Consider the following 19,284-nt stretch of genomic DNA (forward strand, 5'->3'; position numbering starts at 1 on the left):
CCCTTCGTGGTCGGCCGTACCCGGCTGGTCATCGTGATCATCCGAACAGTCCTGCGGTGGCGGCGCCGAGATAGACCGCGCCGAGGCAGATCCCGGTGTTGAGCACGATATTGCCGAACGCGTACCCGGAGGCACCACCGGTGGCGAGCCCGACCGTCTCGTAGCCGAACGTGCTGAAGGTGGTGAAGGCACCGCAGAATCCGATTCCCGCGGCCGCCACCACCGCGCCGCTCGCACCCGACCCGATCAAAACGCCCAGCAGCGCCGAGCCCACAATATTAACCGCCAGTGTGCCGAGCGGAAGCCGGGAATCGGTGTGCGCGGCGACGATGCGATCGAGCAGAAAACGTGCGGGCGCGCCCAGCATCCCACCCAGCACCACCCAGACCGCGGTCACCGGCCACTCCATCCGGCGCCCTGCCGCCCCCGGTAGCCCGGACCCACCGATACCGCCATCAGCCGACCCCTCTCGCTTGTCCCGTCTTACGTTCAGCTCGTGCCGTACCGCGTTGTCCCGCCGCGTCTTCCCGCGATCCACCGGGTGGCGGCCATACCGGCGAATACCGCTGTCAGGCAGACCACCACGGTTCCCCCGAGGTATCCGAGCGCCGTACCGGTGGCACCCGATTCGAGCAGTGTACGAACCTCGGCGCTGTAACTCGAAAAGGTGGTGAATCCACCGAGCACCCCGACTCCGAGGAACGGACGCACGAGCCGATGCGGCGAGAGCACCTCGGTGACGATCACCATCAGGATGCCGATGGCCAGGCAGCCGAGGGTGTTGGCGAGGAAGGTGGCCCACGGGAACCCCGCGGGCCGGGCCGGAATCCGGAGCGTGAGCCAGTAGCGCAGTCCGGCACCGAGCCCACCGCCACCGGCGACGGCCGCCAGCACGAGGGCATCGATCGGTGCGGGCTTCACGGGTTCGCCCATGCTCCGGTACCTCCTGCGTTCCGCGGCGGCAAGCCGTGCGCGTGGATCGTGCCCCGCAACGGTATCCGCAGGCAAGACGAGGTTTACGTCCGGCCGGATCGAAACCGTTTGCGTTAATTCGTAACTTGCTACCATTCCGGATGTGAACCTCGCCACCACTGCGCCCCGGACGCGCCGTCTCCGGGTGGATGCGGCGCGCAATCAACAGCGGATCATCGATGCGGCCCGGGAGCTGTTCGCCGACCGCGGACTGGAGATCACGCTCGACGATGTGGCCGACCGCGCGGGGGTCGGAGTGGGCACTGTGTATCGCCGGTTCGCCAACAAGCGGGAGCTGATTTCCGAGGTCTTCGCCGTCCACGTCCGGGAATTCGCGGAAGCCGCACAGGACGCACTCACCGTGGCGGATCCGTGGGAGGGCGTCGTCCGGCTCTTCGACTACGCGTGCCGGCATATGGCGACGAACCGGGGATTCAGCGAAGTCATGCTCGAAATGCATGACGATCCCGATCGCCTGGCCCATCCGCGCGAACAGCTCGGGCCCGCGGTCGCGGCCGTGATGGAACGAGCCCGGGACGCTGGTGTGCTGCAGCCGGGAATCGAGGCCACCGATCTGTTCGCGTTGATCTATATGGTCGATTCGCTCGCCGAGTTCGCCCGGCCGGTGGATTCCGATATCTGGCGCCGCTATATGGCGATTACGCTCAACGGCATTCGCGCTCAGAACACACCCCCGCAGCCGCTGGCGGTGGATGCGCTCAGTCTTGCCGAGGTGGAGCGGGCCAAGGCGGCCAAACCGTGCGTGGTCCGGCGCCGCTGAGCCGGTTCCGGATTTCTCCCTATCAGGAGGTTTGCCCGGCGGCAGGCGCGGCCATCCCTTAGTGTTGGACATGTGACCAAGTTATGGGTGAACTGGGCCGGCGATCAGCAATGCGCACCGGCCCGGCTGGCCGCGCCGCGCGATCATGCCGAACTGGCCGATGAACTCGGCCGGGCCGCGGCGGACGGGCACCGGGTCCGCGTCGCGGGATCGGGGCATTCGTTCACGGACACATGCCTCACCGACGGCCTGCTGCTCGACCTGTCCCGGATGAGTCGGGTCCTCGAGGTGGATCGCGAGACCGGCCTGGCCAAGGTACAGGCGGGGATGACCCTCGCCGCGCTCAGCGACCGCCTCGACGAGTACGGCCTCGCCTTACCGAACCTCGGAGATATCGACGCCCAGACCGTCGCCGGCGCCACCGCCACCGGCACACACGGCACCGGCGCCCGGTTACCCAACCTCTCCGCGCAACTACACGGCGTGGAGCTGATGACCGCCGACGGCAGAACGGTGGAACTGACCGAACAGTCCGGCGCCGAGGCATGGCGGGCGGCACGGGTGAGCGTCGGCGCTCTCGGCGTGATCACCGCCTTCACCCTGCAACTCGTGCCCTCCTTCGTGCTCGAGGGCGTCGAGCGGCCGGTGCCGGTGACGGAGATCCTGAATGATCTGGACGCATATGTCGACGGCAACGAACATTTCGAGTTCTACATGTTCGCCCACAGCCCGACCGCGATGACCAAACGCAACAACCGGGTCGAGCTGCCGCCCGCACCACGGCACAAAGCGATCGACTGGTTCACCGATATCGCCGTATCCAATTACGTCAGCGACGCATTGTGCCGGCTGGCCCGCCGCCGGCCGGCCTTCATCCCGCCACTACAGCGGGCCGCCGCCTACGCCTTCAGCTACCGGCGCCAGGTGGACCGCTCCTACCGGGTGTTCACCAGCCCGCGGCTGTTCCGGTTCACCGAAATGGAATACGCGATACCACGCGAACATTCGGTGGAGGCGATTCGCGAGATCAAGGAAACCGCCCGCCGTTTCGATTCACCGATGCCCATCGAGGTGCGGTGGGTCGCGGGCGACGACGCCTTCCTCTCCCCCGCCGGCGGCCGCGCGACCTGCTATATCGCCGTGCACCAGTACGAAGGCATGGAGCACGAGCCGTTCTTCCGTGCCTGCGAAGCGGTTTTCGACCGCTACCAGGGACGCCCGCACTGGGGTAAACGCCACTATCAGACCGCGGAGACGCTCCGTACGCGCTACCCGGGCTGGGACCGGTTCGCCGCGGTCCGCCGGTACTACGATCCGGAGGGCCGTTTCGCCAACGACTATCTCGATCGAGTGCTCGGCCCCGTGTAGGAGCGGTCCCGGAATCCGGCCCGAGTTCGAGGCCCCGGCCTCACTGCCCGAGGATCAGGTCGACCAGCCGGGGCAAGGCCTCGCCGATGGGTTCGCGCACGACCTCGGTGGCCATCGAATCGTACGGTGTGGGTTCGGCGTTCACGATGATCAGCGATGCGCCCGCGGCCACCGCCCGCCCGCAGAGCGAGGCCGCGGGTTCCACTTGGAGCGAGGTGCCGACGGCGAGGAAGATATCCGCCGTCTCGGCCGCCAACGAGGCCTTCAGCAGGGTGCGACTGTCCAGTGCCTGGCCGAACATGATGACGGCGGCCTTGAGGATGCCGCCGCATTGCGGGCACGGCGGGTCGGGTTCCCCGGCGCCGACCCGGTCCAGCGTCTCGGCCATGGTCGCCGAGTACGCGCAATCCACGCACACCACGTCGAACATGTTGCCGTGGATTTCGATCACCCGCTGCGGGTTCGAACCGGCCCGCTGATGTAGCCGGTCGACATTCTGGGTGACGATCGTGAGCGCACGCCCGGCCTGCTCCAACTCCACCAGCGCCAGGTGGGCCCGGTTCGGTTCGGCGCCCCAGGCCGGATTGTCCCGGCGGGCCTGCCAGGAACGTTCGCGTAGCGCGGGGTCGGAGACGTAGTTGTCATAGGTGGACAACAGTTCCGCCACCGGATCCTCGGTCCACACTCCCCGCGGACCGCGGAAATCGGGTATCCCGCTGTCGGTGGAAATTCCGGCTCCGGTCAGTACTGCGATACGCCCCGCGCGTTGGTGCCACCGGGTCACCGCAGCCCTCCCGGGACCGGCGATATTCCGCAGGGACAGGCACTCGACCCGGGTACGCGCCGGTACTGAATCCGCATATCCCAAGCTTAGGCAGGCGGGGCCGGCGTCGTTGCGCGACGACCCACCGAGGCAATTCAGCTAATTTCTGGCAAATAGAACACGCATTCGATTCGCGCGCCCCGCCACGAAACAATCCCCGAGTACGGTTTCGGCGTGTCGTGCATACCAACTCCTCCTGATCAGGCGTTTTTCCTGAAAGAGCACGCCACGAGCACGACAGCCCGCGCTCGATTCCCACTCTGTGTGACGGTCGTCTCGAGATTTGCCACGCGGTATCCAAGCGGAGATTTGTCCGTTACGGTGAACACAGTTGCCACACCCCAACCGAGACGGAGGTCCCGCCATGGCTCGCCACCGCGCACCCCGTACGGCAGATCTGCGGGTCGGGCACATTCCCGCCCCGGACTACAGCAATAACGGTTTGATAACCCAGACGGCGGGGTACCCGAAAGACATGACAGCACTGCGTAACCGACCAACCCGGATCGCCGGTATGGAATGGGGCACCGCATTGCTGGCGCTCGCCACCTGCCTCATTTTCAGTACCGGAATCGCCGCAATCACCCAATCGTTCTCCGCCGCCCTGATCGCCACCGCCAGCATCCTGGTGGGCTTGGGCATCACCCTGCGTATCCTCAGAACCCCTCGCTGACCGCGCGCCCCGTTCCCGAATACCTGTCCGCAGGACTAGCCTGCGAGCATGGCATCCGGGGACGGGTCCGAGGACAGCATCGGGGGCGACAGCGGGGGGCCGGGCCCACCGGCCGAACCGGTCGATGCGCCGTACCGGAGTCTCGGTGCAGATCCCGTCGTCGACCGCGGCTGGCTGAATCGCCGCAGCCGACCACGCGGCACGCACCTGCCCCGGCTTTCCACCGTGCTGCTCGTCACCGCGTTCGCCGCGGTGCTGATCCTCTACCTGCTGCTACAACCGGGCTGAGCAGCGGCCGGGAATAATCCGGTTGCCGCGGCGCTTTAAGGTTGTCGTCATGAAGGAGAAGGGGCGCAAGGTCATCGCGACCAACCGCCGGGCACGGCACAACTACACGATCCTGGACACCTACGAGGCCGGGATCGCGTTGGTCGGTACCGAGGTCAAGAGTCTGCGTGAGGGCAAGGCCTCGCTGGTGGACGCCTTCGCGACCGTGGACAACGGGGAGGTCTGGCTGCGTGGCCTGCACATCCCGGAGTTCAGTCACGGTAACTGGACCAACCACGCGCCGCGCCGGGTTCGCAAACTGCTGCTGCACAAACGGGAGATCGAACGGCTCGTCGGCAAATCCCGCGAGGGCAACCAGACCTTGGTCCCGCTGTCGATGTACTTCTCCGACGGCAAGGTGAAGGTCGAACTGGCCCTCGCCAGAGGTAAGCAGGATTACGACAAACGACAGGACCTGGCCCGGCGTACCGCCGAGCGCGAGGTCACCCGCGAACTCGGCCGGCGTATCAAAGGGATGCGCTGACCGGCGGGAACGGCATCGGAAAAACGGGAATGAACGACGGTGCCCGAAGTGTTAATATGACTGGCCCGGCAAGGTGCCGGGACGTACGGGGCTGAACGGTTTCGACTGCGTACGTAGATTCAGGGGAAGCGTGTCGGTGCAGGCAAGAGACCACCGTAAGCGTCGTTGCAACCAATTAAGCGCCGATTCTCATCAGCGCGAGTACGCTCTCGCTGCCTAAGCGATAGCGTCTCTGTCGGCCCGAGGTTCGCCCTCGGCTTCGGTGCCGGCATCAGCTAGAGGGCTCACCGCGCGACTCGGTCGCGGAGTAGCGCGGGACATCGAACAGCGACTGGGATCGTCATCCCGGCTTGTTCGCGAGACCGGGAGATCCGAGTAGAGGCATAGCGAACTGCACACGGAGAAGCCCTGGAGAAGCGGCGGAGGACCCGGGTTCGATTCCCGGCAGCTCCACTCACGAAGGCCCGGTCCGCACGGACCGGGCCTTCGTCGTATCGCAGCGCAGGTCCAGGCCGTCACGATCGCCCGAGGCGACGGGTTCCCATGCTGCCGCAGTCGGCGGTAGCGTGGGAGTCACAGCTCACGGTCGTCGCCAGTGGTGAGCCGGTCTGCGGAAGAGGTGGACGCCATGTCCGACATGCGCGATCCCGGTCGAGAGCACGCCGGGGCGAGTTCCGACTACCGATTGATGGACGAGGTGCTCGATATCGGCGACGAGGAGCGCGCGGACCTGGACTACGACCTGGGCGACGACGATCAGGCCGACGAGGTCCGCGAATACGAGCGGTATATCACCGACCCTCCGAACGATCTGGTCATCCGGTATCACGAGAACGACGACAGCGGCCGGTTGGGCATCGCCCGCGAACTCGACCAGGAGTGGAGCCGCCGGCGGCGGCGCGAGGAACTACGCGCCGAAGACAGACGCCCCGCGGAGGCAGCGGCGATGGAGATCCACGATCAACCCGTGGACTGACCGGGCGACTCGCGTCGGCCGCTCGTATGGCGGGCGATAGATTCGACGTCATGTGCGAGTTCGCGGGGTTCCCGATCGCGGGGCCGGACTTCTACGAGGATCTCGAGGCCGATAACTCACGGGCGTTCTGGACCGCCAACAAGCACATCTACGAGGAGTCGGTGAAGCGCCCGATGACCGCGCTCATCACCGAGCTCGAACCCGATTTCGGTCCCGCCAAGATCTTCCGCCCGTACCGCGACGTGCGGTTCTCCAAGGACAAGTCACCGTACAAAACCCATCAGGGCGCGGTCGTGCACACCGCGCCGGGCGTCGGCTGGTACGTCCAGATCGGTGCGCCGGGGCTGTTCGTGGCCGGTGGCCTGTACGCGGCCGCACCGGAACAGCTGTCCCGGCTGCGCACCGCCCTCGACGACGACGTGCGCGGCGCCGAGCTGGAGAAGATCGTGGACAAGCTCGACCGGGGCGGCTACACCCTCGGCGGCGACAAGCTGAAGACCCGTCCCAAGGGTTACCCCATCGACCACCCGCGCATCGAGCTGCTGCGGCACAAGGCGCTGGTGATGAGCCGGGAGTTGGGCACGCCCGACTGGCTGGGGTCACCGCGGGCGGCCACGGAGGTCCGCAGATCGTGGGAATCGCTGCGGCCCGTGGTGGAGTGGCTCGCGGCCGTCGTAGGCAACTAGTACGCAGCCGGGCCGGACAGCGGCCGCCCTGGCTACGGCTACCGGGTCGCCACGCCGGCGCGACACCCGCCTGCGACTCACCCGGCTGTCGTCGCCGGGCGCCGGGCTCGCTGGACGACCGGGTCGGGTACGGGCACCGCGGCTACCAGGCGGCGGGTGTAGTCGTGCTGTGGCCGGGTGAGGACCTCGGTCGCCGGACCGGTCTCGACGAGCTCGCCGGCCCGCAGGCGGGCGACGGTGGTGGCTACTCGTTCCACAACCGCGAGGTCGTGGCTGATGAAGAGGGCAGCGAAACCCCATTCCCGCTGGAGGTTTGCGAACAAGGCCAATACGTCGGCCTGGACAGAGACGTCGAGGGCGCTGGTGGGTTCGTCGGCGATCAGCAGGGCCGGTTCGAGGACCAAGGCGCGTGCGAGGGCGACGCGCTGGCGCTGCCCACCGGAGAGTTCGGCGGGCAGCCGGGTCGCGAAGGACGACGGTAGGCGAACCGCTTCGAGGAGGTGGCCGACCTTCTTCCGGCGGTCCGCGCGGCTGCCGGCCCCGTGGATGGCGAGCGGTTCGGCGATACTCTCGGCGACGGTGAACCGGGGGTCGAGGGATGCCGCGGGGTCCTGCGGAACGAACGCGAGACGACGGCGCAGGGCGCGTAGCGCGGCGCCCCGGGTGGTCGCGACATCATGGCCGTCGAGGCTGACGGCACCGCGGGTGGCCGGCACCAGGCCCGCGACCGTCCGGCCCAGAGTAGTTTTACCGGAACCGGATTCGCCGACCACACCGAGGACCTCACCGGGGGTGATCGTGAGGGAGATGTTGTCGAGGGCCTGGAACGCGGCGCGGCCACGCCGGCCGGGGAAGACGACAGACAAACCCGTCACGTCCAGCAGCGGAGCCGATGCCGCGGGGGGCGTCGGGCCGGTACCCAGTACGGCACCCGCCGAAGCTGCGGAAACCGACGCAGCCGATGCCGATCCAGCGGGCTGCGGCACCGCGGAACCCCTGCCGGCAGCAGATGCCGGGGTGGTAACCGCCGAAACCGACGTCGGCGCGGCAGCGGCCGGCTCGGCAGCGGTCCGGGCGGGCGGCGCCGACTCTGCGGCGGACGATGGGTCTGGGACCGGGACGGTGTCGGGCAGGCGCAGCACCGAGTCCAGCAGGTGCCGGGTGTACTCATGGCGTGGCCGGGAGAAGAGTTCGTCCACCCGCCCGGTTTCGACCACCTCGCCGAGTTGGAGCACCACCACGCGGTCGGCGATATCGGCGACCACCCCCAGATTGTGCGTGATGACCAGGATGCCGGTGTTCGTGCGGTCACGCAGCCGCCGCAGGAGCGTGAGAATTTCGGCCTGCACAGTGACGTCGAGCGCGGTGGTGGGTTCATCGGCCAGCAGCAGAACGGGGTCGTTGGCCAGGGCCAGTGCGATCACCACCCGCTGCTTCTGACCACCCGACAGCTGGTGTGGGTAATAGTCGACGCGCTTCTCGGGCTCGGGGATCTCGACGAGAGTGAGCAGTTCGACCGCTCGGGCACGGACCTGTTTCCGGCCCTTCACACCGTGGGCGCGCAAGACCTCACCGAGCAGCCACCCGACAGTGCGCACAGGGTTGAGAGCGGTTTGCGGTTCCTGGAAGACCATCGCCACGCGAGTACCCCGGAGGGCGTCGAGATCCTGCTCACCGGCACCGACGACCTCGATACCGTCGACGCGGACCGACCCGGTGGCGGTGGCCGTATCCGGGAGCAGGCCCATTGCGGCCCGCGCGGTCATCGTCTTACCGGAGCCGGATTCACCGACGAGCGCGACGATCTCGCCGCGGTCGACGCGGAGTCCGATACCGCGGACCGCGGGCCTGGGATGACTGAAGGTCACCCGCAGGTCGGTGACCTCGAGGGCTGGGGTGCTGGGATCTGCGGTCACGGAACAGTCCTTGGTGGGGTTGCTGGGGTCGGCGGTCGCGGAGGCGGATTTCTCATCGGCGCCGCGCGTGCGCGAAAGCCTGGGAGATCAGCAGGAAGCCCAGGGTCAGGGCGGACACCAGGATCAGGGGTCCGGCGGCGAACAGCGGATTGGTCTCGAGGTAGCGGTTGCCGTCGGCGAGGATCGAGCCGAGCGAGGGGTCCGGCGGAACGACGCCGATCCCCAGGTAGCTCATGGCCGCCTCGATGAATACCGCGATCGACATCGACAGGGCCAGTTGCACACCGAGCGGTTCGATCGAATTGGGCAGCACATGTTTGCGCAGTACCCACCAGGTGCTCGCCCCGGAGACGACCGCGGCCTCGACGTAGGGCAGCTCCCGGACCTTCAGCACAGAGGTCCGCACCAGCCGTCCGAATACCGGTATCTCGGCGAGGACGATCACCACCACGATCGCGCGGACGCCGGGCCCGAGAACGGCGGCCAGCGCTATCGCGAGAATCAGCGCGGGAAACGCGAGGATGACATCGAATACTCGCTGCGCGACGATATCGGTGTAGCTGCGGACCGCGGCGAGTACACCGATCAACGATCCCAGGGCCGCCCCGGCGGGTACCGCGACGAAGACGATCAGCAGATCGGCGCGGATACCGAAAAGGACCCGGGACAGCACATCTCGGTTCACATCGTCGGTCCCCAGCCAATGGGCGCCGCTCGGTCCGAGCAGGAATGAGGCGTCCAGCTGCTCGTCGGGTGCGTACGGGGCCAGCACAGGGGCGAGCACACCGAGCGCGACGACGATCCCCACGAGCACCAGCCCGGCGAGTCCGCGGCCGTGCAATACGGCGTGCCACAGTGGTTCCGCGGTCCCCCGCGGATCGCGGTCGGCCGGTGTCTCCGGGATCAGGCCCGGCGCGATATCCAGCTCCGTATCGGGCGGCGCCGTCGCAGGTTCACGATCGATCAGTTCACTCATGCGGCACCTCCGAGCCGGATACGAGGATCGAGCCAGGCGTGCGCGATATCGGTGAGCAACTGCAACACCACGAACACCGCTACCGACAGAATGAGCAGTACCTGGACGAGCGGGTAATCGCGACTGTTGATCGCCTCCTCGGCGAGCAGTCCGAGACCCGGCCAGACGAAAATCGATTCCACCAGCACGGCACCACCGAGCAGACCACCGACCGTGATCCCGAGGACGGTGAGCGCGGACGGCAGCGCATTCGGCAGGGCATGTGCCAGGACCAGCCGGCGGCGTCCGACGCCCAATGCCTGCGCGGTGACGATATAGGGCTGGCGCAGTTCGGTGTGCAGGGCCTCCACCAGGAACCGCGTCAGGGCGGCACCGGCCGGAACAGCCAGGGTGAGGGCCGGGAGCAGCAGATACTGCGCCGCGATATCGGGACGGGTGAAGAATCCGTCGGGCGGCGTCCCGCCCGACGGGAGAATCGGCCAGGCGATTCCGAACAGCAGGACCAGCAGGGTTCCGGTGATGAAGATCGGCAGCGCCGCGGCGGCCGAATTGCTCACCGTGACGACCGCATCGAGGATCCGGCTTCGGTAGATGACCGACGCGGTGCTCACCGTTACGGCGAACACGACGGCCAGCAGCAGGGCCGCGAGCGCGAGGGCCACCGTGTTCTGGGCACCGTAGGCGATGAGCTCGGCGATCGAGCCGCCGACTATATAGGACTTGCCGAGGTCGAAGGTGAGCAGATCACCGAGCCACGACAGGTACTGCACCACCAGCGGGCGGTCCAGACCGAGATCGGCGCGTACGGCGGTGAGCTGTTCGGGGGACGCGTCCGCACCGGCCAATGTCTCCTCCGGGCTGCCCGGAACCAGCCGGAGGACGGAGAAGACGAGGATCGAGGCGAGAAAGAGGACGAGAAGGGCCGACGGGAACCGCCGGATCAGATAGTTCACCATGATCGATTCCTGTCGCTAGCTGCGAAGAAGATAGGCGGAGCCGAGATCCGGGTCCACGGTCCGAGTCCAGTCGAAACCGCCGAGACCCGTCGACACCACCACCTCGGCCTGGATCACCCCGATCTCCACGAGGAACAGCGCATCGAGGAGGTCCCGGTTCAGCGCCCGGTAGGACGCGACAGCCTCCGGCGAGGTCGGGTCCTGCTGCTTCCACGCCGCGACCGCGTGCGCCTGATACTGCGGGTCGACGAAGTTGGACGCGTTCTTCGTCGCGTTGAACGGGAAGGCGGAGACCGCGAGCGTCGACGGCGTCATCTGGGCGAACCCGTGCTGCGTCACCCACAGGCCGGGGAAGCGGCCGGCTACCAGCAGACTGGTCATCTGCGCGGCATCGGTGGGCACCAACTGGACCTCGATACCGACGTCGGCGAGGTTGGACTGGACGATCTCGGCGATGATCCGGTCGGTCCGGCCGGCCGGATAATTCAACGGAACAGGTGCGACAGGCCCGATTTCGGTGACGAGGGCGCGAGCCCGGTCCACATCGCGGCGGTAGGTCCCGGCGTCCTGCTCGCTGTAGGCGGGCGAAGTACGCGGCCAGGGCAGACTCGACGCGTAGCCGTTACCGCGGAAGACGTCGGTGAGGATCCGGTCACGGTCGATGGCATACGCGATGGCCTGCCGGAGGCGGATATCGCGCAGGGCGGGGGTGGCGAGATTGATCCCGATGTACTGGTTCGCCTCCGAGCCCGCCAGCAGGTGGCTGCGGAAACCGCCGCGGGACACGGCGAGTTCGGCATCCAGCGGCGACACCCCGTAGGCGGCGTCGAGCTGTCCGGTGCGCAGCTTCGTCACCAGGGCCTGCTCGTCGGTAACCACGGAAAAGGTGACGCCGTCGAGGTAGGGGCGCTGCCCCCAATAGTCGTCGTTGCGGCGCAACGACACCCCGACCTTCGGCTGCCAGGAGTCGAACCGGAACGGACCCGTGCCGTTGAACTCGCGTCCCTCCTGCAAGGCGCCGACAGTCGCCGAGTCGATGACCGGGGCGACCGCCAGGAGATCGAAGATATTGCCCGTCGGCTGCGACAGGGTCAGCCCGATCCGGAACGGGTCGCTGGTATCGAAGGCGGTGATGGTCGCCGCCGTGCGCCGGAACTGGGCGTTCCAGCCGGGGTCGGTGTAGGTGCGCAGGGTGTATTCGACGTCCGCGGAGGTGAACTGCTTGCCGTTGTGGAAGTGCACGTCGTCGCGCAGGGTCAGGTCGAGCCGTCGCCCGTCGCCGGACAGGCGCCATTCGGTGGCCAGTCGCGGTTCGGGAGTGAGCTTGTCGTGGGAGTAGCGCACCAGGGTGTCGAAAACGTTCGACGACACCCCGCCGTTGGCCGGGTTGTTGCTGATCGACAGGAAGTTCGCCGGGATCAGGTCGCGGTCCACACCGATCCGCGCGGTGCCGCCGGTCGGGGGCGCCTGCCCGGGTGCGAGTTCGGTCGCGGTGCCGGATTTCTGTAATGCGACCGCAGAGGTGCAACCGGTGAGCAGTGCGGCCACAACCGTGAGCGCGGACACGGCGAGGAGCAAACGGGAGAGCATTGTCGTGTCCTTGAGGAGGGTCCTCCCACGGAGCATGGGTAGAACGAGACGCGAATAATCGGGGCCGATCCTGGATGCCGGGGGCCGGCCGTGGGCGAGGTCAGGGACCGTCAGCTACGGCAGCGGCAGCGCGCGCAGGCATAGTCACAGCGGGTCGGGGTTCCCATGGAATGGAAGCTAACACCATCGATGGTCCGGAGCCCGCGGTTGAAATCGCCGCGATTCCAACTACTCGGCGAGATCGTGAGCAAACGTAATATTCTCCCGGCTCGAGCGGGAAATATTCCGTGCCGAGATACTTCCCCACCGCGGCGGGAACTACGCCGCTACGTGAAAGGAACTGCCACAGTGACGGATTCCGGTATTCCCGCCGACGCACGAGGATACGAGGGTTTCGGCGGACATATCGCGCGAACCAGCGCGGAATCGACACCGTGGTGGGCTCCGGAAACGAAGGCGCCCGCCGGTGCGCCGAATATCGTGGTCGTTCTGATCGACGATATGGGGTATTCGGATATCGGCCCCTTCGGCGCCGAGATCGATACCCCCAACCTCGACCGGATCGCCGGTAGCGGGTACCGGCTGACGAACTATCACACCACCTCGGTCTGCTCGCCTGCCCGTGCCGCATTGCTCACCGGACTCAACCCGCACCGGGCCGGGTACGGCAGTGTCGCCAATTCCGACCCCGGTTTCCCCGGTCTGCGCCTGGAACTGGCCGACGATGTGCTGAGCCTGCCGGAAATCCTGCGCGCCAATGGGTATGCGACGCATGCCGTGGGCAAATGGCATCTGGCCCGCGATACCGATCTGGCCCCGGGACGCACCCGCGACTCCTGGCCGCTGCAGCGCGGATTCGACAGCTATTACGGGTCGATCGAGGGCATGAACTCCTTCTTCTACCCGAATGCGCTGATCGCCGATAATTCCGTCGTCGATATCGAGGAATACCCGGCGGATTATTACGTCACCGACGACATCACCGACCGCGCCGTCGCGCAGATCAAGAGTTTGCGTGCCCACGACGCCGACAAACCCTTCTTCCTGTACTTCGCGCATATCGCCATGCACGGACCGCACCAGGCGAAACCGGCGGACCTGGCCAAGTACCGCGGCCGGTACGCCGAAGGCTGGGACGAAATCCGGCGCAAGCGGTTCGAGGCGCAGAAAGCGGCGGGTTTCTTCGCGCCGGATACGAAGATGGCCGAGCGCAATACCGAACCCGGCTACGACGCCCCGCCGTGGGATGAGCTCAGCGCGGAGGAGCAGCGGCGTTACGTCCGCTACCAGGAGGTGTACGCGGCGATGGTCGACAGTATCGACCAGAGCGTCGGCAAAATTCTCGACACCCTCGACGAACTGGGCGAAACCGATAACACCATCATCGTGTTCACCTCCGACAACGGTGGGACCGCCGAAGGTGGCGCGGCGGGTACCCGCTCGTATTTCAGCCAGTTCGTGCACGGGCCGGTACCGCAGGATTGGGTCCGCGATGTCCCGCTCGACGAGGAGCTCATCGGCACCGACAAGATCGGCGTCCACTACCCGCGTGGCTGGGGACAGGCCTCCAATACACCGTTCCGCTTCTACAAAGGGCAGACGTTCGCCGGTGGTGTCCGGGTGCCGTTCCTCATCTCCTGGCCCGCCGGACTGCGCCGGGACGGCAGCGACGACGGACTGCGCAAGCACTACTCCTACGTCACCGATATCACCCCCACCCTCCTCGACCTGGCGGGACTGCCGACCCCTGCGCACCGGCACGGCCGGCCCGCCCAGGAACGCGACGGCGTCAGTATCGCCGGCGTACTACGCGATGCCGCGCTACCGACCCCGCACACCGAGCAGTACGCAGAATTCGGTGGCCACCGCGGCTTCTACCGGGACGGCTGGAAACTGCTCTCATTGCATACCGATCCGGCCCGGGCCGACGATCCGCAGTGGCAACTGTTCGACGTCGAAGCCGATCCGGCCGAAACCACGGATATCGCACACCTGCACCCCGGGAAAGTCCGGGAACTGGCGGCGGCCTGGGACCGCGCCGCCTGGCACAACACCGTTTTCCCGATCCTCAACGACCGGACTGCGGCGGGCCGGCGCCCCGACGAGCGGCGGCTCGCCCGGCCGGTGAAGATCCTCACCGGTACCCCGACTCTGGAGCGGTACCGGTCGAGCGTGCTGATCCAGTACCGGGACTTCACCATCGACGTGGCGACCGACGAGATCGACACCGGCGCGGAAGGTGTGCTCGTAGCCCACGGTGACCCGCACGGTGGTTACGTCCTCTACGTCGAAGAGGGGCGAATCGTGTTCGCGCTGAACAGTTACGGTCGCGTGGGCCGGACATCGGCACCGCTGCCCACGGGCGTCGTGGGTATCCGGGTCCGGGCACTCGCCACCGAGAACGTGCGCTGGAATTTCACCCTCGCCGTCACCGACGCGGCCGGGACGACCACCGATATCGCCACCCTCGACGATCAATTCCAGCTGGTCGGAATGGCGCCGTGGACCGGGATCTCGGTGGGCGTGGACGCCCGCGGCCCCGTCGACTGGGAACTGCGCGAACGCCGCGGCCCCTTCCGCTTCTCCGGCCGGCTGCGCTCGGTGACTTACACGCCGGGCGAAGTACGCGTTCCCGCCCCGGTAATCCGCGAAGTGGAGGAACTGGCGGAGGCGATGGCCGACTGACACACCAGCGAAGCGCCCGCCACCGATGCCGCGGCGACGACAACGGCGAAAGCGTGACTGCGGTCGCGAATCCGACGTGGTCGCTCAGGGCGCCCAAGCCCAGGATCGCGACTCCGGCGACGGTGTAGGCACCGATGCGGCACGGCCTGGAGCGACGCATGTGGTGCGCGTAGCCGATCTCGACGACCGCTTCCCCGGTCTGCTGAGCCTGGTGGCGACGTGGGAGCCGCCGGCCTGATCTCGGTGCGGATCATCGTCAGCGTTGTCTGTTACCCATCGTCCTACTAATGTGTATCGTCACAAGCACCGGCCGCCGCACGTCCTAGCGACCATGCGGCCGGTGCAGGTGACGATCGAGGAGGATCGATGAGGCTGTTCCGCGATGACGCCTCCGAACGGGTGACCGACCCGGGGGAGGTCGCGCTCAACGCCCGTAACGTCCATTTCGAGTGGACCGGCATTCCACTGCACTGGATGAAATCCGATCCGATCGCCTCGCATGTACTCAACTCCTTGAACCTGCTGCTGCCCGAAGGCGAGCGCAGCTTCCTGGCGACCTTCGGCGAGGCACTGCCCTTCGTACGGGACGAGAAGCTGCGTGCGGACATGCTCGGCTTCATCGGCCAGGAATCCATGCACGCGGAAACCCATGCGGGATCCCATGAACTGCTGCTCGGCGCCAATGGGATCGATCCGGCGCCGTACCTGGAACAGGCCGAGTACGTTTTCCGCAAGACCATCGGTCCGCGCCGGTCCACCGCCACCCGGGCGGGCCGGCAGCAGCTGGTGGATCGGCTCGCGGTGATCGCCGCCCTGGAACATTTCTTCGCCTTCCTGGGCGATTGGGTGCTCAACAGCGAACTGGAGAAGTTCGACGCGGATCCGCGGATGCTCGATCTGTATCGCTGGCACGGCGCCGAAGAGGTCGAGCACCGCAATGTCGCCCATGATGTGGCCGAATACTTCGGCGTCGGTTACCTGCGGCGGGGCGCGGTGATGTTACTGGTCTTTCCGTCGTTCCTGGTACTTCTGGTACGCGGGACCAAATTCCTGGTGCACCGCGACCCGTCCTTGCCGGACCTCGGATATCCGCGGCTGCTGGGACGGATTCTGCGGTCCATGTGGCGCGGCGCGCTCCCCGGTGTCCCGGCCCTGCTGATCAGTGCCCTGTCGACGTTCAAGCCCGGATACAGCCCGGAGTCGGTCGGGTCGACAGCGCAGGCCATCGCCTACCTCGCGCAATCACCGGCGGCCCGGGCGGCTTCGTGACCCGGCCCGCGCTACCGCTGCCCGCCGACCTCTACGGGCGGCGCCGCCGGGACCGTACCCTGCGGGTACTCGATGCCGTCGTCGACGCCCGGCTGAACTGGACGGCACTGACCAATCGGCGTGACCTGAGTCCCCGCGTCGACGACCGGCGAATCCCCGTGGTGGTTACCGGACGCCGGGTGGAAGCCGCGGACGAAGACGTGGTGAGTCTGCGCCTGGCCGCACCCGACCGGCGTGACCTGCCGCGGTGGCGGCCCGGAGCGCATCTCGATATCGAACTGCCGTCCGGGCGCCTACGGCAGTATTCGCTCTGCGGCGACCCCGCCGACACCCGCGAATACCGGATTGCGGTGCGCCGCATCCCCGGCGGCACGGGTTCGAACGAAATACACGACGCGCTGTCCGTCGGCACGGCGCTGACGGTGCGGGGGCCGCGTAATGCATTTCCCTTCGCCGCACCGGGTTACGGGTCGCCCGCCCGGCGGGTGCGTTTCGTGGCCGGGGGAATCGGCATCACCCCGATCCTGCCGATGATGCGGCTCGCCGACACCCTCGGCGCCGACTGGTCGATGGTGTACACCGGGCGAGCCCTGGACACTCTGCCGTTCCTGGACGAGGTGCGCCGATTCGGCGATCGCGTGACAGTCCGCACCGACGACCGGTACGGCCTGCCGACCGCGGGAGAACTTCTCGGTGGAACCGGCACCGGAACCGCCGTGTACTGCTGCGGACCCGCACCCATGGTCATCTCCATCGCCGCGACGGTGCGTGGAATACCCGGTGTAGAACTGCATTCGGAGCGGTTCTCGCCACCGCCGATCGTGAACGGTATGCCGTTCGAGATCCAGCTGGGCGCAGGCGGCGAGGTGATCGACGTACCCGCCGACCGTTCCGCACTCGACGTTCTGCTAGAACACCGGCCCGACCAGCCGTATTCGTGCCGCCAGGGCTTCTGCCGGACCTGCAAGGTCCGGGTGACGGCCGGTGAACCCGACCACCGCGACCAGGTCCTGACCCCCGCCGAACGCGACCACGGCGACCTGCTGGTGTGTGTATCACGCTGCGCAGGCGGACGACTCGTCCTCGACCTCTGAGCCCACCAACCGCCCACAGCACCAGGAGACCAGCGTGACGGTATCGATATCGGACTATTCGGCGACCGAACGAAAGGTGCACCACCGCGGCTTCGACCTCGCCGTCTACGAATACGGCGATCCGGACGCCGAAACCGTCGTCCTGGTGCACGGCTGGCCCGATACCCACCACCTGTGGAACGGCGTGATTCCGCTGCTGGCCCAGCGCTTCCACGTGGTCGCCTACGATACGCGCGGCCATGGCGCCTCGACCCGCACCGCACGGGTCGCCGATTTCCGCCTCGCCGAACTGGCCGCCGATTTCTTCGCGGTCGCGGAGGCGGTGAGCCCGGACCGGCCGGTGCACGTCCTCGCTCACGACTGGGGCTCGGTACAGGTCTGGGAGGCGGTCTGCGAACCGGGTGCGGATGCCCGGATCGCCTCGTTCACCTCGGTATCCGGCCCGAATCTCGACCATCTGGCCGCCTGGGTGCGGGCCCGGCTGCGCCGGCCCGGCCCGCGCAATATCTGGCAGCCGTTCACACAACTCCTGTCGTCGGCCTACACCGGGTTCTTCATGACCCCGGGGCTACCCCGGCTGGCCTTCGGCGTGCTCGCCACCGAACAGCGCTGGCGGCGATTCATCCAGCTCATGAACAACACCGCGGCGTCGACAATTTTCTTCGGGCCCACCCTGAAACAGGACATGGTGAACGGTCTGCTCATCTATCGGGCCAATATCGTCGCGCATATGCTGAAGCCGCGTCAGCGGACCACCGACGTACCCGTCCAGCTGATCGTCGCCGGGCGCGATATCGCGGTCCGGCCGGCCGGATACGACGATTCGGCACAGTGGGTTTCGCGGCTGTGGCGCCGCGATGTCCCGGCCGGGCACTGGATGCCCTTCTCGCATTCCGATCTCCTCGCGACCGCGACCACCGAACTGGTGGACGCGGTGGAGAAAGGCGAGTTCGCCGCGGAAGACGCGGCCCGGCTCCGGAACCCAGCCGTGGCTCAGGAAGCTACCTCCGGATAGTCGACCGGACCGGCCTGGGCGCGGCCGAAGCGCTCGCCCCAGGCGCGGATCTGCGCAATCAGCTCCGGCGGTTCGAGTACCCGGAACTCGGCCTCGAGTGAACCCAGCGCCATGGTCGGCCAATCCAGCGAATCGGTGGTCATCGAGACCTGACAGCGGCCGGCGTCGACGGCCTGGACCGAAGCCCAGCGCCCGATCCGCTCCCGGACGGTGTCGGCCGGGGCCTCGACCAGAACTTCGACGCGGTACGGTCGCGCGACCCGGTCGACACCGGCCCGGACGAACTCCGCGGCGTCGGCGGTGGGCAGCTCACGCGGACGGAAACGGGAGCCGTCGCCGGTGGGTCCGGTGAGCCGGTCGATCCGGAAACTACGCCAGTCGTGCCGGGTCAGGTCGAAGGCGACCAGATACCAGCGGCGCCCCAGGGCGACCAGGCGGTGTGGCTCGACGTGGCGCTCACTGTGCCGGCTGTCGGCCGCGGTGTAGGTGAAGCGCAGACGTTCACTGTCCCGGCAGGCCAGGGCGACGGCAGTGAGGGCGGCCGGATCCGGCCCCGGGTCGGAGCGGCCGCCCCCGTCGGCCGGGACGGGCATAGCCCGGATCGCCGCGACCCCGCGGCGCCACCCCCGCGGCCTGACCGGCCCCCCCGTGGCCAAGGCCCGCCCCGAGGATTCGGCGGCGCCGTCGACCCAG

General features: G+C 67.5%; 20 protein-coding genes and 1 other RNA gene. 13 read left to right on the top strand and 8 right to left on the bottom strand.

Features of this window, described 5'->3' with window-relative positions:
- Window positions 1-37: 37 nt before the first annotated feature.
- Both QH195_RS22605 and crcB read right to left on the bottom strand, forming a co-directional pair.
- Window positions 38-397 (bottom strand): fluoride efflux transporter FluC, encoded by a 360-nt coding sequence (locus tag QH195_RS22605; RefSeq protein ID WP_280436909.1) that lies wholly within the window; start codon window positions 395-397, stop codon window positions 38-40.
- A gap of 92 nt (window positions 398-489) precedes the next feature.
- Window positions 490-933: a fluoride efflux transporter CrcB gene (gene crcB, locus QH195_RS22610; RefSeq protein ID WP_280436910.1), complete on the bottom strand. Its 444-nt coding sequence runs from the start codon at window positions 931-933 to the stop codon at window positions 490-492.
- 142 nt (window positions 934-1,075) lie between these two features.
- On the opposite strand from crcB, the gene QH195_RS22615 reads away from it, so the two are divergent.
- Both QH195_RS22615 and QH195_RS22620 read left to right on the top strand, forming a co-directional pair.
- A complete protein-coding gene (locus QH195_RS22615) occupies window positions 1,076-1,753 on the top strand; it encodes a TetR/AcrR family transcriptional regulator (RefSeq protein WP_280436911.1) in 678 nt (225 codons plus the stop codon).
- A 72-nt stretch (window positions 1,754-1,825) separates the two neighbouring features.
- On the top strand, window positions 1,826-3,121 hold the full coding sequence (locus tag QH195_RS22620; protein WP_280436912.1) for a D-arabinono-1,4-lactone oxidase: 1,296 nt from the start codon (window positions 1,826-1,828) through the stop codon (window positions 3,119-3,121).
- A gap of 40 nt (window positions 3,122-3,161) precedes the next feature.
- On the opposite strand, the gene QH195_RS22625 is transcribed toward QH195_RS22620, so the two are convergent.
- Entirely contained in the window at window positions 3,162-3,905 is a 744-nt protein-coding gene (locus QH195_RS22625) for an SIR2 family NAD-dependent protein deacylase (RefSeq protein ID WP_280436913.1), read from the bottom strand.
- A 514-nt stretch (window positions 3,906-4,419) separates the two neighbouring features.
- Here QH195_RS22625 and QH195_RS22630 point away from each other — a divergent pair.
- The 6 genes from QH195_RS22630 to QH195_RS22655 all read left to right on the top strand — a co-directional run bounded on the left by QH195_RS22630 (window position 4,420) and on the right by QH195_RS22655 (window position 7,090).
- A complete protein-coding gene (locus QH195_RS22630; protein ID WP_280422552.1) occupies window positions 4,420-4,617 on the top strand; it encodes a hypothetical protein in 198 nt (65 codons plus the stop codon).
- Between the two features lie 48 nt (window positions 4,618-4,665).
- The gene (locus QH195_RS22635) at window positions 4,666-4,905 is read left to right on the top strand and encodes a hypothetical protein (RefSeq protein WP_280436914.1); all 240 of its coding nucleotides are present in this window, start codon (window positions 4,666-4,668) and stop codon (window positions 4,903-4,905) included.
- A gap of 49 nt (window positions 4,906-4,954) precedes the next feature.
- Window positions 4,955-5,428, top strand: coding sequence for an SsrA-binding protein SmpB (gene smpB, locus QH195_RS22640; protein ID WP_280422550.1), 474 nt, complete (start codon window positions 4,955-4,957; stop codon window positions 5,426-5,428).
- Window positions 5,429-5,515: 87 nt separating this feature from the next.
- Window positions 5,516-5,884, top strand: a transfer-messenger RNA (tmRNA) gene (gene ssrA, locus QH195_RS22645).
- A 172-nt stretch (window positions 5,885-6,056) separates the two neighbouring features.
- Window positions 6,057-6,404 (top strand): hypothetical protein, encoded by a 348-nt coding sequence (locus QH195_RS22650; protein ID WP_280424578.1) that lies wholly within the window; start codon window positions 6,057-6,059, stop codon window positions 6,402-6,404.
- 50 nt (window positions 6,405-6,454) lie between these two features.
- Window positions 6,455-7,090: a DUF2461 domain-containing protein gene (locus QH195_RS22655; RefSeq protein WP_280436915.1), complete on the top strand. Its 636-nt coding sequence runs from the start codon at window positions 6,455-6,457 to the stop codon at window positions 7,088-7,090.
- Between the two features lie 77 nt (window positions 7,091-7,167).
- Here the strand turns inward: QH195_RS22655 and QH195_RS22660 are convergent, their stop codons facing one another.
- From QH195_RS22660 to QH195_RS22675, 4 genes are read right to left on the bottom strand one after another with little or no spacing between them, the layout of a single operon-like run.
- Window positions 7,168-9,006 (bottom strand): ABC transporter ATP-binding protein, encoded by a 1,839-nt coding sequence (locus QH195_RS22660; protein WP_280436916.1) that lies wholly within the window; start codon window positions 9,004-9,006, stop codon window positions 7,168-7,170.
- Window positions 9,007-9,058: 52 nt separating this feature from the next.
- Window positions 9,059-9,982, bottom strand: a complete 924-nt coding sequence (locus QH195_RS22665) for an ABC transporter permease (protein ID WP_280436917.1) — start codon at window positions 9,980-9,982, stop codon at window positions 9,059-9,061.
- On the bottom strand, window positions 9,979-10,938 hold the full coding sequence (locus QH195_RS22670) for an ABC transporter permease (protein ID WP_280436918.1): 960 nt from the start codon (window positions 10,936-10,938) through the stop codon (window positions 9,979-9,981). Before QH195_RS22670 ends, QH195_RS22665 begins: the two co-directional genes overlap by 4 nt.
- A gap of 15 nt (window positions 10,939-10,953) precedes the next feature.
- A complete protein-coding gene (locus tag QH195_RS22675; RefSeq protein ID WP_280436919.1) occupies window positions 10,954-12,528 on the bottom strand; it encodes an ABC transporter substrate-binding protein in 1,575 nt (524 codons plus the stop codon).
- 348 nt (window positions 12,529-12,876) lie between these two features.
- On the opposite strand from QH195_RS22675, the gene QH195_RS22680 reads away from it, so the two are divergent.
- The 5 genes from QH195_RS22680 (at window position 12,877) to QH195_RS22700 (ending at window position 18,591) form a co-directional block, all read left to right on the top strand.
- Entirely contained in the window at window positions 12,877-15,213 is a 2,337-nt protein-coding gene (locus QH195_RS22680) for an arylsulfatase (protein ID WP_280436920.1), read from the top strand.
- A 76-nt stretch (window positions 15,214-15,289) separates the two neighbouring features.
- Entirely contained in the window at window positions 15,290-15,451 is a 162-nt protein-coding gene (locus QH195_RS22685; RefSeq protein ID WP_280436921.1) for a hypothetical protein, read from the top strand.
- A gap of 128 nt (window positions 15,452-15,579) precedes the next feature.
- Window positions 15,580-16,482, top strand: coding sequence for a metal-dependent hydrolase (locus tag QH195_RS22690; RefSeq protein WP_280436922.1), 903 nt, complete (start codon window positions 15,580-15,582; stop codon window positions 16,480-16,482).
- Entirely contained in the window at window positions 16,479-17,576 is a 1,098-nt protein-coding gene (locus tag QH195_RS22695; RefSeq protein WP_432278349.1) for a PDR/VanB family oxidoreductase, read from the top strand. The genes QH195_RS22690 and QH195_RS22695 overlap by 4 nt, the downstream gene beginning before the upstream one ends.
- 34 nt (window positions 17,577-17,610) lie before the next feature.
- A complete protein-coding gene (locus QH195_RS22700; RefSeq protein WP_280436923.1) occupies window positions 17,611-18,591 on the top strand; it encodes an alpha/beta fold hydrolase in 981 nt (326 codons plus the stop codon).
- On the opposite strand, the gene QH195_RS22705 is transcribed toward QH195_RS22700, so the two are convergent.
- Window positions 18,570-19,284: helix-turn-helix transcriptional regulator (locus QH195_RS22705; RefSeq protein ID WP_280436924.1), on the bottom strand; the 715-nt coding region annotated here is incomplete at its 5' end. The two genes, QH195_RS22700 and QH195_RS22705, sit on opposite strands and share 22 nt — an antisense overlap.

This window comes from Nocardia carnea (genome assembly GCF_029868855.1).
GTDB classification, from domain to species: domain Bacteria; phylum Actinomycetota; class Actinomycetes; order Mycobacteriales; family Mycobacteriaceae; genus Nocardia; species Nocardia carnea_A.

Excerpts from the sequence above, each read along its gene's own strand:
- crcB (WP_280436910.1), bottom strand. The coding sequence starts at position 933 with ATGGGCGAACCCGTGAAGCCCGCACCGATCGATGCCCTCGTGCTGGCG.
- QH195_RS22630 (WP_280422552.1), top strand. The coding sequence starts at position 4,420 with ATGACAGCACTGCGTAACCGACCAACCCGGATCGCCGGTATGGAATGG.
- QH195_RS22635 (WP_280436914.1), top strand. The coding sequence starts at position 4,666 with ATGGCATCCGGGGACGGGTCCGAGGACAGCATCGGGGGCGACAGCGGG.
- smpB (WP_280422550.1), top strand. The coding sequence starts at position 4,955 with ATGAAGGAGAAGGGGCGCAAGGTCATCGCGACCAACCGCCGGGCACGG.
- QH195_RS22650 (WP_280424578.1), top strand. The coding sequence starts at position 6,057 with ATGTCCGACATGCGCGATCCCGGTCGAGAGCACGCCGGGGCGAGTTCC.
- QH195_RS22655 (WP_280436915.1), top strand. The coding sequence starts at position 6,455 with ATGTGCGAGTTCGCGGGGTTCCCGATCGCGGGGCCGGACTTCTACGAG.
- QH195_RS22665 (WP_280436917.1), bottom strand. The coding sequence starts at position 9,982 with ATGAGTGAACTGATCGATCGTGAACCTGCGACGGCGCCGCCCGATACG.
- QH195_RS22670 (WP_280436918.1), bottom strand. The coding sequence starts at position 10,938 with ATGGTGAACTATCTGATCCGGCGGTTCCCGTCGGCCCTTCTCGTCCTC.
- QH195_RS22675 (WP_280436919.1), bottom strand. The coding sequence starts at position 12,528 with ATGCTCTCCCGTTTGCTCCTCGCCGTGTCCGCGCTCACGGTTGTGGCC.
- QH195_RS22690 (WP_280436922.1), top strand. The coding sequence starts at position 15,580 with ATGAGGCTGTTCCGCGATGACGCCTCCGAACGGGTGACCGACCCGGGG.